Source organism: Streptomyces sp. NPDC014006 (assembly GCF_043088925.1).
In the GTDB taxonomy this organism is placed as follows: domain Bacteria; phylum Actinomycetota; class Actinomycetes; order Streptomycetales; family Streptomycetaceae; genus Streptomyces.
This window is the reverse complement of record NZ_JBICAJ010000001.1, coordinates 968,370-981,323: the sequence shown is the minus strand read 5'-3', so window position 1 is coordinate 981,323 and position 12,954 is coordinate 968,370. Positions and strand designations below refer to the sequence as shown.

Genomic DNA, 12,954 nt, shown 5'->3' with positions numbered 1-12,954 from the left:
TTGGCGGCTGCGGCATCGTCGTGGCTTGTCGCGCAGTTCCCCGCGCCCCTTATGTCGGTCGACCCACCCGGGGTTCTACCGTTGCACTGTGCCCTACTTCGACGCTGCGTCCGCCGTCCCCCTCCACCCTGTCGCCCGTCAGGCGCTGTTGGCCTCTCTGGATGAGGGGTGGGCGGATCCTGCGCGGCTGTACCGGGAAGGGCGCAGGGCGCGGATGCTGTTGGACGCCTCACGGGAGGCGGCTGCCGAGGTCGTGGGGTGCCGGGCCGACGAGCTGGTGTTCACCTCGTCGGGAACCCGGGCCGTCCATGCGGGTGTCGCGGGGGCCCTGGCCGGGCGGCGGCGGGTCGGACGTCACCTGATCGTGTCCGCCGTCGAACACTCCTCCGTCCTCCATTCGGCCGAGGCGCACCAGGCGGACGGGGGCACGGTGACCGAGGTGCCCGTGAACCGGGGCGGGCGGGTGGACGCTTCTGCGTACGCCGCGGCCCTGCGGGAGGACACTGCCCTGGCCTGTCTGCAGACGGCGAACCACGAGGTGGGGACCGCGCAGCCGGTCGCCGAGGTGGCCGGGGCGTGCCGGGCGGCCGGGGTGCCGTTGCTGGTGGACGCGGCCCAGTCACTGGCGTGGGGGCCCGTCGAGGGCGACTGGTCGCTGCTGGCGGCGAGCGCGCACAAGTGGGGCGGGCCGTCCGGGGTGGGGCTGCTCGCGGTGCGCAAGGGGGTGCGGTTCGCGGCGCAAGGGCCGGTGGACGAGCGGGAGTCGGGGCGGGCGGCCGGCTTCGAGAACATTCCGGCGATCGTGGCGGCGGCGGCCTCCCTGCGGGCCGTGCGCGCCGAGGCGGCCCAGGAGGCGGTACGACTGCGGGAGCTGACGGAGCGGATCCGGGCGGCGGTGCCGCGGCTGGTGCCGGACGCCGAGGTGGTCGGCGACGGGGAGCGGCGGCTGCCGCACATCGTCACCTTCTCCTGTCTCTATGTGGACGGAGAGGCGCTGCTGCACGCATTGGACCGGGCCGGCTTCTCCGTCTCGTCCGGTTCGTCCTGCACGTCGAGCACGCTGACGCCGAGCCATGTCCTGAAGGCGATGGGCGTACTCAGCGAGGGCAACGTCCGGGTGTCGCTGCCGCCGGGGACGCGGGAGGAGGACGTCGAACGGTTCCTGCAGGTGCTGCCGGAGGCGGTGGCGGGGGTACGGGAACGGCTCGGGGCGCCGACGCCGGCCGCGGCGGCGGTGGCCGGGGACGAACTGGTCGTCGACGCCCTCGGCAAGCGCTGCCCCATCCCGGTGATCGAGCTGGCCAAGGTCATCGGCACCGTGCCGGTGGGCGGCACGGTCCGCGTCCTGTCCGACGACGAGGCGGCCCGCCTGGACATCCCGGCCTGGTGCGAGATGCGGGGTCAGGAGTACGCGGGCGAGGAGCCGGCGGAGAAGGGGACGGCATACCTGGTGCGCCGGGTGACCTGAAGGCGGTCCGGGGGCGCGGCCCCCGAAGGGGCGCGGGCCGTGTCGGTCTGCGGCTCCGCCGCGCGGGCGCGGCCGGCCCCCGCAAACCCGCACCCGGCGACGACGGAACCTGGGCGGACGAGGAGCCGCCCACCCAGGTCACCCCAGGTGCTTCTGGACCTCCGAGGCCGCCTCGTCGCCGTACGCCTTGGTGAACCGCTCCATGAAGTGCCCGCGCCGCAGCTGGTACTCCTGCGTACCCACCGTCTCGATGACGAGAGTCGCCAGCATGCAGCCCACCTGCGCGGCCCGCTCCAGGGACACGCCCCACACCAGTCCCGACAGGAAGCCCGCCCGGAACGCGTCGCCGACACCGGTCGGGTCGGCCTTGCGGTCCTCCTCCGGGCAGCCGACCTCGATCGCGTCCTCGCCGGCCTTCTCGATGCGCACGCCGCGCGCGCCGAGCGTGGTGACGCGATGGCCGACGCGGGAGAGGATCTCCTCGTCGCTCCAGCCGGTCTTGCTCTCGATGAGGCCCTTCTCGTACTCGTTGGAGAACAGGTACGTCGCGCCGTCCAGCAGTATCCGGATCTCGTCGCCGCTCATCCGGGCGATCTGCTGCGAGAAGTCGGCCGCGAAGGGGATCGCGCGGGAGCGGCACTCCTCCGTGTGGCGCAGCATCGCCTCGGGGTCGTCGGCGCCGATGAGGACGAGGTCGAGGCCGCCGACGCGGTCGGCGACGGTCTTGAGCTCGATGAGGCGGGCCTCGCTCATGGCGCCGGTGTAGAAGGAGCCGATCTGGTTGTGGTCGGCGTCGGTGGTGCACACGAAGCGGGCGGTGTGCAGGGTCTCGGAGATGCGGACGGAGCCGGTGTCGACGCCGTGCCGGTCCAGCCAGGCGCGGTACTCGTCGAAGTCGGCGCCGGCCGCACCGACGAGGACGGGCCGGGTGCCGAGCTGGCCCATGCCGAAGGCGATGTTCGCGCCGACCCCTCCGCGCCGTACGTCCAGCTGGTCGACCAGGAAGGAGAGGGAGACCGTGTGCAGCTGGTCCGCGACCAACTGGTCGGCGAAGCGGCCGGGGAAGGTCATGAGGTGGTCGGTGGCGATGGAGCCGGTGACTGCGATGCGCACGGCGTGGACGCTCCTGTGTGGAGGGGGATTGACAGTTCACGCTACCCGCTGGAGGACCGCCTGCGCAGCGGACGAAACTACCCGATAGTAGATCTTTCCCGGCCGCGCGGCCGGTGCCTACGGTTCCGCTATGACGAACCTCGAGCTCTCGCGGACCGCGCCGGCCGACCCGGAGGGCGGCCTGGCCTCGCTGATCGCTGACAGCGCCCGGATGGCTCCGCACTGGACGGCCCCCGAGCGGGCCGCGTCCCGTCCGGTACCGCCGTCGCACATCCACGGCGTGCGGGTTCCGGACACCTCCGCCAGGCTGCTGGAGGCGATGCCGGACTACGGCGACTGAACGCGCGGGGCCCTGCGCGACCGGTGCGGCGTACGGCCGCGACCCGTACGGCGTACGGAAGGGAACCGTACGCTCCCCCGCTGCGTCCCATCGCTGTCCCCCAGGAAGGGGACGAGCGGTACGACTCTGGAGCAGGCGGCTTTGACAGGGCCTGGTCACGGGTTGAGGGACAGCTTGCAGCCGAAGGAGCGATGCGGTGAACACCGAGCGACCCGACAACGACGACGCGCCGGCCGGGCCCGAGGAGCACGGGGCTGCCGGGGAGCGGGGTGCCGCGCGACGGCGGTCTCCGCTGGCCGTCGCCTCCGTGGCGGCCGCCGTGCTGCTGGTCGGGGGCGGCGGGGCGTACATGGCGGCGAACGCCGCCGGTGGCTCGCACGGGGCCGGCGCGTCCGGCAAGAACGGCTCGCCGACGCCCCTGGCGCTCGACGACTACGCGGCCGGTACGGGTCCGGGGTCCACGGGACCCGGCGGGACGAACGGGATCGCGCCCGGGGAGCCCAATCCGTACGGCGTGACCTATCGGGCCGGCGGCAAGCTGCCGGCCGGGCCCGGTTCGGCCCCGGCGTACCGGGCGACGGGCGAGGTGTCCCGCCAGGACGTGGCCCGGCTGGCGAAGGCGCTCGGCGTGGACGGGGCGCCGGTGGCCGAGGGGCAGACCTGGCGGGTCGGCACCGGCAAGGACGGCGCCGGACCGATGCTCCAGGTGAACCGGCAGGCGCCGGGGACATGGACGTTCACCCGGTTCGCGCCGGGCACCGACAACTGCAAGGGCACGGTGTGCGCCCCGGGTCCGGCCGATACCTCCGGGGACCCGGTGAGCGTGGCGGTGGCCGAGAAGGCGGCCGCGCCCGTGCTGAAGGCGGTCGGCCAGGACGACGCGAAGCTGGACGCGAGCCAGGTGATGGGCGTCCGCCGGGTGGTGAACGCCGATCCGGAGATCGGCGGGCTGCCCACCTACGGCTGGACGACAGGGGTGATCGTCGACGCGCAGGGGCAGGTGGTCGGCGGCAGCGGGATGCTGCGCACGCCGGTCAAGGCCGACACGTATCCCGTGCTGAGCGCGGAGCGGACGCTGGCGCTGATGAACGCGGCGCCGGGCACGAGCACCGAGCACCGGATGGGCATCGGCGGCTGCGCCAGTCCCATGCCGCTGAAGGACCGGCTGGAGACGCCTTGCGGGCGGTCCTCCGGCGCGGGGCAGCGGGAGGTGGTCACCGTGCGCAAGGCGGTGTTCGGGCTGGCCACGCACTACTCCGCCGGACGGCAGGTGCTGGTGCCGTCCTGGCTGTTCGAGGTGCGGCCGCCGGGCGCCAAGGCGGACTTCACGGTGACGTATCCGGCGCTCGACCCGAAGTACCTGACCTCGGCCCGGCCGTCGACGCCGCCGTCGGCACCGCCCGGTGAGCCGACCGGGCGGCCGAGCCCCCGGCCGACGGGTCCCGCGAGCGGCTCGGCTCCGGCGCCGTACGGCGTGCGGGCCGACGGCTACACGGCCGAGGGCAGGGAGCTGACCGTGACGTTCACGGGCGGGGTGTGCGCGTCGTACGAGGTGAAGGCGCAGGAGAGCGCCGACCGGGTCACGGTGACGGTGACCGCGCATCCGGGGAAGGACAAGATCTGCCCGATGATCGCGAAGTTCTACCACCGCACGGTGCAGCTGAAGGAGCCGCTGGGCGATCGCAGGGTGGTCGGGCCGGACGGCCGGGGCATTGCGCTGGTCAAGCCCGGGGCGCGGCTGCCGGCCGACCCGCGGTAGCCGGTTGCCGGTGCATTACCGGCACAGGTGCGTTACCGGTACAAAGGAAGGCGGCGACCCCCTGTCCGGGGGTCGCCGCCTTCCACTGTGTCAGCTGTGCGGGTGCGGCTCAGCTGAAGGAGTCACCGCAGGCACAGGAGCCGGTGGCGTTCGGGTTGTCGATCGTGAAGCCCTGCTTCTCGATGGTGTCCACGAAGTCGATGGTGGCGCCGCCGAGGTACGGAGCGCTCATCCGGTCGGTGACGACCTTGACCCCGTCGAAGTCCTTCTCCACGTCGCCGTCGAGGGACCGCTCGTCGAAGAAGAGCTGGTAGCGCAGGCCGGAGCAGCCGCCGGGCTGGACGGCGACGCGCAGCGCGAGGTCGTCGCGGCCTTCCTGGTCGAGCAGGGCCTTGACCTTGGACGCGGCGGCGTCGGTCAGGACGATGCCGTCGGTCACGGTGCTGGTCTCGTCCGATACGGACATCTACATCTCTCCCGGGTTGTACGGAGACTGCTTGCCGACGTGTGCAACCGGCAGGGCCGCGGATTCATTCCGGGTGCCCCCGGTGCTTTCGTCCTCGGCTCTTTTCATGCTCGCACACGCGCCGGTGAGCGCACAGCGGCCCGGGACGCGAGAGACAGCCGGGCACCGGGATTCATGTCACATCGACACGATGGCCGTCGTCAAAGTGACGTGAAGCCGTTATGATATATAGCGTCAGTTCGACGAAAAGTAGAAAGGGTGCGTGTCGTGACCACCGCCCAGACCCCGGAGCTCGACGTGCAGCCGACTCCCCTCGCCCTGCTGCTGCTCGGCCGCGAGGCCGACCCGAAGAGCGAGCGGGGCGTCGAGTGCCCCGGCGACCTGCCGTCTCCCTCCGACCCCGACCTGGTCGAACGGGCCCGTGCCGCCAAGGCCCGGCTCGGTGACAAGGTCTTCGTGCTCGGTCACCACTACCAGCGTGACGAGGTGATCCAGTTCGCGGACGTCACGGGCGACTCCTTCAAGCTGGCCCGCGACGCCGCCGCCCGGCCGGAGGCCGAGTACATCGTCTTCTGCGGTGTGCACTTCATGGCGGAGTCCGCGGACATCCTCACCTCCGACGACCAGAAGGTGGTCCTGCCCGACCTCGCCGCCGGCTGCTCGATGGCCGACATGGCTACGGCCGAGCAGGTGGCCGAGTGCTGGGACGTACTGACCGAGGCCGGGATCGCCGAGCAGGTGGTGCCCGTCTCGTACATGAACTCCTCCGCCGACATCAAGGCCTTCACCGGCAAGCACGGCGGCACCATCTGCACTTCGTCGAACGCGCAGCGGGCCCTGGAGTGGGCCTTCGAGCAGGGGGAGAAGGTCCTCTTCCTGCCGGACCAGCACCTGGGCCGCAACACCGCGGTGCGGGACATGGGCATGTCGCTGGACGACTGCGTGGTCTACAACCCGCACAAGCCGAACGGCGGGCTGACCGCCGAGGAGCTGCGCGCGGCGAAGATGATCCTGTGGCGCGGCCACTGCTCGGTGCACGGCCGCTTCAGCCTGGACTCGGTCAACGACGTGCGCGAGCGCGTCCCCGGCGTGAACGTGCTCGTCCACCCCGAGTGCCGGCACGAGGTCGTCGCCGCCGCCGACTACGTCGGCTCGACCGAGTACATCATCAAGACGCTGGAGGCGGCCCCGGCCGGCTCCAAGTGGGCCATCGGCACGGAGCTGAACCTGGTCCGCCGCCTGGCGAACCGTTTCGCCTCCGAGGGCAAGGAGATCGTCTTCCTCGACCGCACGGTCTGCTTCTGCTCCACGATGAACCGCATCGACCTGCCCCACCTCGTGTGGGCGCTGGAGTCCCTCGCCGACGGCAATCTCGTCAACCGCATCGAGGTCGACAAGGAGACCGAGACGTTCGCGAAGCTGGCGCTGGAGCGGATGCTGGCGCTGCCGTAGCGGCTGCCGCCGGACCGGGTCACTTCGCCGCACCGGTGCGGTCGGGGTGGCCCGGTTCGAGGGAGAAAACGGTGCCGTCCGGGGTGTCGACGACCTGGGCACCGTCGTTCACCACCACCTCGGGCTCGCTCCAGCCCTCACCGACGACACGGTCCGCCTGCGCCTCGGACTCCCCCAGCAAGGCGCCGCTGCGGGGCTTGAGGTCGCGGTGCACCACCCCGGCGCGGTGGATGTCCCGCAGCGCCTCCACCAGACCCAGCGCCAGGCTCCGCAACGCCGGCCCCGGCACCGTGCCCTGACTGCGGATCAGCCGGGCCAGCGAGGGCCCCGGCACATACTGCGTGGCCATCCACGGCCGCGCGGCCTCCGGGTCGGCGTCCACCACGGGCGCGGTGAACGCGCCGCTCACCCTGCGGACGGCCGCGATCTCCTGCCGGAAACGGGCCCGGAACACGCCGTCCGCGGCGTACTGGGCGTGCGCCACCTTGACGGCGACCTCACGGCCCGAACGCGACCGGCCGCGGTAGACGGCACCCATGCCCCCGCCCCGAGCCGGTCGACGATCCGGTACCCGCCGACCGACCTGGGGTTCGTCCTTGCGCAGTGGCACCGCTCCCCCGACTCCCCTTCCCCGTAGAGCAGTTCAGGGTCACAGGACAGGCAGCGGTGCCGCGGCGACGGCCGCGGATCAGACCCCGGCCGGCTCCAGCGTCTCCTGCGCCTTCGCCTCCCGCCTGGCCGCGCGCTTCTTCGCGCGGCGCTCCTTGCGCAGTTCCAGCATCGCGTAGAGCGTCGGGACGAGGAGAAGGGTCAGCAGGGTGGAGGTGATCAGGCCGCCGATGACGACCACGGCGAGCGGCTGGGCGATGAAACCGCCCTCGCCGGTGACGCCGAGGGCCATCGGGAGCAGGGCGAAGATCGTCGCCAGTGCCGTCATCAGGATGGGGCGCAGGCGGTGCCGGCCACCCTCGATCACGGCCTCGACGACGCCGTATCCCTGACCGCGGTACTGGTTGATCAGGTCGATCAGGACGATCGCGTTCGTCACCACGATGCCGATCAGCATCAGCATGCCGATCATCGCGGGGACGCCCATCGGGGTGCCGGTGACGATCAGCAGGCCGAGCGCGCCCGTGGCCGCGAACGGGATGGACACCAGCAGGATCAGCGGCTGGGCCAGCGAACGGAACGTCGCGACCAGCAGCATGAACACGATCGCGATCGCGGCGAGCATGGCCAGGCCGAGGTTCTTGAACGCGTCGTCCTGGTCCTGCGTCACGCCGCCGATCTCGGCCGTCGCCCCCGCCGGGAGCCTCAGCGCCCTGATCTTCGACTGCAGGTCCGCGCTGACCGCGCCGGTGTTGTCGGCGGTCGGCTTGGCGGTGACGGTCGCCGCGCGCTGCCCGTCGATCCGGGTCATGGAGACCGGTCCGTCCACCAGCTTCACCTCGGCGATGTCACCGAGCTTCACCGGGCCGAGGCGCAGGTTGCGCAGTTCGTCGAGGGTCCGCGCCGGCTTGGCGGATGTGATGACGACGTCCCGCTCGGTGTCGCCCAGGACCGCCTTGGCCGCCGGGGTGCCGCGTACGGCCTGCCCGACCGCCGCGCCGAGCGTCTGGTCGTCGAAGCCGGCCGCGGCCGCCTTGGCGTTCGCCTTCACCGAGATGCGCGGCACGCTCTGCGAGAGGTCGCTGGTGACGTCGGTGACGTCGTCCAGGGCGGCGACGGTCTTGCGGACCTGCTCCGCCGCGGTGCGCAGCGCACCGGCGTCGGCCGCCTTCACGACCACGCTGAGGTCCTGGCTGCCGAAGCCGTCGCCGGCGGAAACGGTGGTCGTGCCGATGCCGTGGAGCTTCTTCAGGCCGGCCTCGATGCGGTCCTGTACGTCGTCGTACGTCGCGGAGTCCTCCAGCATGACCTGGTACGAGGCCTGATTGCTGTCGGTGCTGCCGCCGAAGGCCGCCATGAAGCCGGAGGAGCCGACGGTGACCTGGTAGTCCTTGACGCCCTCGGTGGAGCCGAGCAATCGCTCGACCTTCTTCGCCTGCGCGTCGGTGGCGGCCAGGCTGGTGCCCGGCTGCAGCTTCTGCTTGAGGGTGAGGACCTTCTGGTCGCCGGAGTCGAAGAAGTTCGTCTTCAGCAGCGGCGCCATGCCGAAGGTGGCGACGAGGACGACGACGGCGATGGCCACGCTGGTGAGGCGGCGGCGGGTGGCGAAGCGCAGGACGGGGACGTAGAAGCGCTGGAGGCGGCTGTTCGCCTCCTTCTCCTCGGCCTTGCGGCGGGCCTCCTCGGCGTCCTCCGGCGTGCCCTTCGGGGGGCGCAGGAACCAGTACGACAGCACCGGTACGACCGTCAGCGAGACCACGAGCGAGGCCAGCAGGGCCGCCGTCACCGTGATGCTGAACGAGCCGAACAGCGCGCCCACCATGCCGCCGACCAGGCCGATCGGCAGGAACACCGCGACCGTGGTGAGCGTCGAGGAGGTGACCGCGCCGGCGACCTCGCGCACCGCGTTCAGGATCGCGTCCTGGCGCTCCTCGCCGTAGCCGAGGTGGCGCTTGATGTTCTCCAGGACCACGATCGAGTCGTCGACGACCCGGCCGATGGCGATGGTCAGCGCACCCAGGGTGAGCATGTTCAGGGACAGGTCGCGCGTCCACAGCACGATCAGGGCCAGGACGACGGAGAGCGGGATGCTGACCGCCGTGACCAGGGTGGAGCGGATCGACGCCAGGAAGACCAGGATCACGAGGACCGCGAAGAGCAGGCCGAGCACGCCTTCGGTGGTCAGGCCGGAGATGGACTTGGACACCGCCGGGCCCTGGTCGCTGACGACGGTGATCTTCGCGTCCTTGCCGAGGTCCTCGCGGAGTTGCGGGAGCTTGTCGGCCACGGCGTCGGAGATCGCCACCGCGCTGCCGTCGTGGTCCATGGTGGCCATCACGGCGAGGCTGGGCTTGCCGTCGGTGCGGGTGATGGAGTCCGCGGGGGCCTCCTGCTGCTGCACCGTCGCCACGTCGCCGAGCCGGGCCGGCCGGTGGCCGTCCCGGGCGGGGATCGTCAGGTTCTGGATCTGCTCGACGGACGTGAAGCCGCCGCCGACCTGGACGGTGCGGTTGCGGCCGCCCTCGTCGAAGGCACCGGCCGGCATGGTGGCGCCGCCCGCCTGGAGCGCCTGCGCGAGGGACTGCACGGTCAGGCCCGCCGCGGCCAGCTTGGCGTCGTCCGGGGTGACGGCGACCCGGAGGTCGCGCACGCCGCTGACGGTGACCTGGCCGACGCCGTCGATGTCCTTCAGCGCCGGTACCACCGTCTTGTCGAGCTGGTCGGCGAGGGCCTGCTGGTCCTTGCCGGAGGTGACGGCGAGGACGACGGTCGGCATGTCGTCGGTGGAACCGGCGACGACCTGCGGGTCGACGGCGTCCGGGAGCTGGACGCGGGCGCGGTTCACGGCCTGCTGGACGTCGGCGACGATCCGCTTGGTGTCGTTGCCGTAGTCGAAGGACGCCATGATCACGGCGTTGCCCTCGCCGGCCTTGGAGGTGACGCCGGTGATGCCGTCGACGCCGTTCAGGCGGTCCTCGATCGGCTCGACGACCTGCTTCTCGACGACGTCCGGGGAGGCGCCCTGGTAGGGAGCGATGATGGAGACCATCGGCAGTTCGATGGTGGGCAGCAGCTGCTGTTTCAGCTGCGGGACGGCGATCGCGCCGAACACGAGCGCGATGAGGGATATCAGGCCTATCAGGGCACGTTGTGCCAGGCTGAATCGGGACAGCCAGGACATGGGCGTCAGGGTCTTCCTTCTGTGAGCCGGCAGAAGCGTGGCCCTTTCACCCTGTGCCATGCCGGGTGCCGTTCCGTAGGCCCCAGGTCCCGTTTCCTTGCCCGGCACATACTCCGGGTGCAGTACGAGCGGGTTGAGCTCACTCCACCCTCGGACGGACCAGGCCGGATTCGTAGGCGATCACCACGAGCTGGGCGCGGTCGCGGGCGCCGAGCTTGGCCATGGCACGGTTGACGTGCGTCTTCACGGTGAGCGGGCTGACCTCGAGGCGCTCGGCGATCTCGTCGTTGGAGTGGCCTCCTGCGACCTGCACCAGCACCTCGCGCTCGCGGACCGTGAGGGCGGCGAGGCGGTCGGCGCGGACGGGGTCGCGGTCGCCGTCGTCAGGGTCGCCCTGGGCGAGGAAACGGGCGATGAGGCCGCGGGTAGCGGCCGGGGAGAGCAGGGCCTCGCCGGCGGCGGCGACGCGGATGGCGTTGAGCAGTTCGTCGGGTTCGGAGCCCTTGCCGAGGAAGCCGGAGGCTCCGGCGCGCAGGGACTGCACGACGTAGTCGTCGACCTCGAAGGTCGTGAGGATCACGACGCGGACGCCGGCCAGGTCGGGGTCGGCGCTGATCAGGCGGGTGGCGGCGAGGCCGTCGGTGCCGGGCATGCGGATGTCCATGAGGACGACGTCGGCGCGGTGCTGCTTGGCGAGGGTCACGGCTTCGGCGCCGTCGGATGCCTCGCCGACGACCTCCATGTCGGGCTCGGAGTCGACGAGCACGCGGAAGGCGCTGCGGAGCAGGGCCTGGTCGTCGGCGAGGAGGACGCGGATGGGGGTCGTCATGGGGGAAGGATCGCATGGGGGCCGGGGGGTGGGGGTGCCTGCGGCGGCCTGTCCGGGTTGCGTTGTGGCTGGTCGCGTCCAAGCTCTTCGAGCAGGGGGGACCCCCAGGGCGGCACGGGAGGGCGCGGCGGCGCAGGGGGACACGTCACCCGGGGTCAGAGGTCCCTGGCGGCTCCAGCGGCAGCGTGGCGTGCACTCGGAAGCCTCCTCCGTAGCGGGGGGCCGTGGTCAGGGTGCCGCCCAGGGCCGTTGTGCGTTCGCGCATGCCCAGGAGGCCGTGGCCGCCTTCGGAGGCGGGGGCCGTGGTGTCCTTGCCCGCGCCGTCGTCGAGGACCGTGATTTCGATGCGGGGGCCGACCCGGACCACGCTGACCTCGGCCTTCGCCCCGGAACCCGCGTGTTTGTGGACGTTGGTGAGGGCTTCCTGGATGACCCGGTAGGCGGCCAGGCCGACGGCGGCGGGCAGGGTGGTGTCCTGGTCCGCGCGGACCACCTCCACGCGCAGGCCCGCGCTGCGGAACGTGCCGGCGAGTTCGTCGAGGCGGTCCAGGCCGGGCGCCGGCTCGGTCGGGGCCTCGGGGTCGCCGGACTGCCGCAGCAGCCCGACCGTGGCGCGGAGTTCGTTCAGCGCGCTGCGGCTGGCCTCGCGGACGTGGGACAGGGCTTCCTTGGCCTGGTCGGGGCGCTTGTCCATGACGTGGGCGGCGACTCCGGCCTGGACGTTGACCAGGGCGATGTGGTGGGCGACCACGTCGTGCAGGTCGCGGGCGATGCGCAGGCGTTCCTCGGCGACGCGGCGGCGGGCTTCCTCCTCGCGGGTGCGTTCCGCCCGTTCGGCCCGCTCCCGGATCGCGTGGACGAAGGCGCGCCGGCTGCGCACCGCGTCGCCTGCGGCCGCGGCCATGCCGGTCCAGGCGAAGATGCCGAGGTTCTCCTGGGCGTACCAGGGCAGCGGGCCGGCGAGCATCGCCGCGCCGGTGAGGACGGTCATCGTCAGCAGGCCGACCCGCCAGGTCGTGGGGCGGTCCGTGGTGGAGGCGACCGTGTAGAGGGCCACTACCGCGGACATCGCGACGGGGGCGCGCGGGTCGCCGGTGACGCATTCGACGACCGCGACCGTGCCCGTGACGAGCAGGACTCTCATCGGGGCCCGGCGGCGGGCAACCAGCGCCGCCGCACCGACGGTCATGAGCAGCAGGCTGAGCGGGCCGGGGCTTCGCACGCCCCAGGTCACGCCGTTCTCGCCGTGCGGGTCCACGAAGGATCCGGCGACCATGCAGATCAGCACCCCGGCGGCCAGCGCCGCGTCGAACGCCGCGGGGTGCGCCTTGAGCCGGCATCGGGCGCGGTCGAGGGTACGCGGGGTGCTCACGCCTGAGTACGGTACGGCGTCCCGGTGCCGGGCGGCAGCGGGACGCCGTGGCCGGTCGTCGTCAGCCGGGGATCAGGCCGTCGTCGCTGAGCAGCTCGCGAACCTCCTCCAGCGTCGCCTCGGCCGCGGGCAGGATCAGGTCCGACGGCTCCAGGGACTCGTCGGGCAGCGGTGTGCCCAGCTCGCGCACCTTGGTCAGCAGGGCCGTCAGGGTGCGGCGGAAGCCGGGCCCGTCGCCGTTCTCCATCTCGGCCAGGAGCTCGTCGTCCAGCTTGTTGAGTTCGGCGAGGTGGCTGTCCGCCAGCCTCACCTGCCCCTCCCCCATGATCCGTACGATCATGTCGGCCATGTCGCCCTCCGGGCTC

The 12,954-nt window shown here is 72.1% G+C and carries 10 protein-coding genes and 1 pseudogene; 4 read left to right on the top strand and 7 right to left on the bottom strand.

Annotated elements, in window-relative coordinates:
* Positions 1-88: 88 nt before the first annotated feature.
* Complete coding sequence (locus ACF1GV_RS04500) at positions 89-1,468, top strand: cysteine desulfurase/sulfurtransferase TusA family protein (protein ID WP_391677759.1); 1,380 nt, start codon at positions 89-91, stop codon at positions 1,466-1,468.
* A gap of 138 nt (positions 1,469-1,606) precedes the next feature.
* Here the strand turns inward: ACF1GV_RS04500 and ACF1GV_RS04495 are convergent, their stop codons facing one another.
* Positions 1,607-2,581: a carbohydrate kinase family protein gene (locus tag ACF1GV_RS04495; protein ID WP_391677757.1), complete on the bottom strand. Its 975-nt coding sequence runs from the start codon at positions 2,579-2,581 to the stop codon at positions 1,607-1,609.
* A 130-nt stretch (positions 2,582-2,711) separates the two neighbouring features.
* Between ACF1GV_RS04495 and ACF1GV_RS04490 the strand changes: the two genes are divergently transcribed.
* Positions 2,712-2,921, top strand: coding sequence for a hypothetical protein (locus tag ACF1GV_RS04490; RefSeq protein ID WP_391677755.1), 210 nt, complete (start codon positions 2,712-2,714; stop codon positions 2,919-2,921).
* Positions 2,922-3,117: 196 nt separating this feature from the next.
* A complete protein-coding gene (locus tag ACF1GV_RS04485; RefSeq protein ID WP_391677752.1) occupies positions 3,118-4,680 on the top strand; it encodes a hypothetical protein in 1,563 nt (520 codons plus the stop codon).
* 109 nt (positions 4,681-4,789) lie between these two features.
* On the opposite strand, the gene erpA is transcribed toward ACF1GV_RS04485, so the two are convergent.
* Positions 4,790-5,146, bottom strand: coding sequence for an iron-sulfur cluster insertion protein ErpA (gene erpA / locus ACF1GV_RS04480; RefSeq protein ID WP_019756460.1), 357 nt, complete (start codon positions 5,144-5,146; stop codon positions 4,790-4,792).
* Positions 5,147-5,413: 267 nt separating this feature from the next.
* Between erpA and nadA the strand changes: the two genes are divergently transcribed.
* Positions 5,414-6,598, top strand: a complete 1,185-nt coding sequence (gene nadA / locus ACF1GV_RS04475) for a quinolinate synthase NadA (protein ID WP_391677750.1) — start codon at positions 5,414-5,416, stop codon at positions 6,596-6,598.
* A gap of 189 nt (positions 6,599-6,787) precedes the next feature.
* Here nadA and ACF1GV_RS04470 read toward each other — a convergent pair.
* The 5 genes and pseudogenes from ACF1GV_RS04470 to ACF1GV_RS04450 form a co-directional block, all read right to left on the bottom strand.
* Positions 6,788-7,208: pseudogene (locus ACF1GV_RS04470) on the bottom strand (protein kinase); the annotation flags it as partial.
* A gap of 78 nt (positions 7,209-7,286) precedes the next feature.
* Positions 7,287-10,388, bottom strand: coding sequence for an efflux RND transporter permease subunit (locus tag ACF1GV_RS04465; protein WP_391677748.1), 3,102 nt, complete (start codon positions 10,386-10,388; stop codon positions 7,287-7,289).
* A gap of 139 nt (positions 10,389-10,527) precedes the next feature.
* Positions 10,528-11,217, bottom strand: a complete 690-nt coding sequence (locus ACF1GV_RS04460; RefSeq protein WP_391677745.1) for a response regulator — start codon at positions 11,215-11,217, stop codon at positions 10,528-10,530.
* Between the two features lie 145 nt (positions 11,218-11,362).
* Positions 11,363-12,589 (bottom strand): sensor histidine kinase, encoded by a 1,227-nt coding sequence (locus tag ACF1GV_RS04455; RefSeq protein WP_391677742.1) that lies wholly within the window; start codon positions 12,587-12,589, stop codon positions 11,363-11,365.
* 61 nt (positions 12,590-12,650) lie between these two features.
* Positions 12,651-12,929 carry a hypothetical protein gene (locus ACF1GV_RS04450; RefSeq protein ID WP_391678489.1) on the bottom strand — a complete coding sequence of 93 codons (279 nt, stop codon included), beginning with the start codon at positions 12,927-12,929 and terminating at the stop codon, positions 12,651-12,653.
* Positions 12,930-12,954 lie beyond the last annotated feature (25 nt).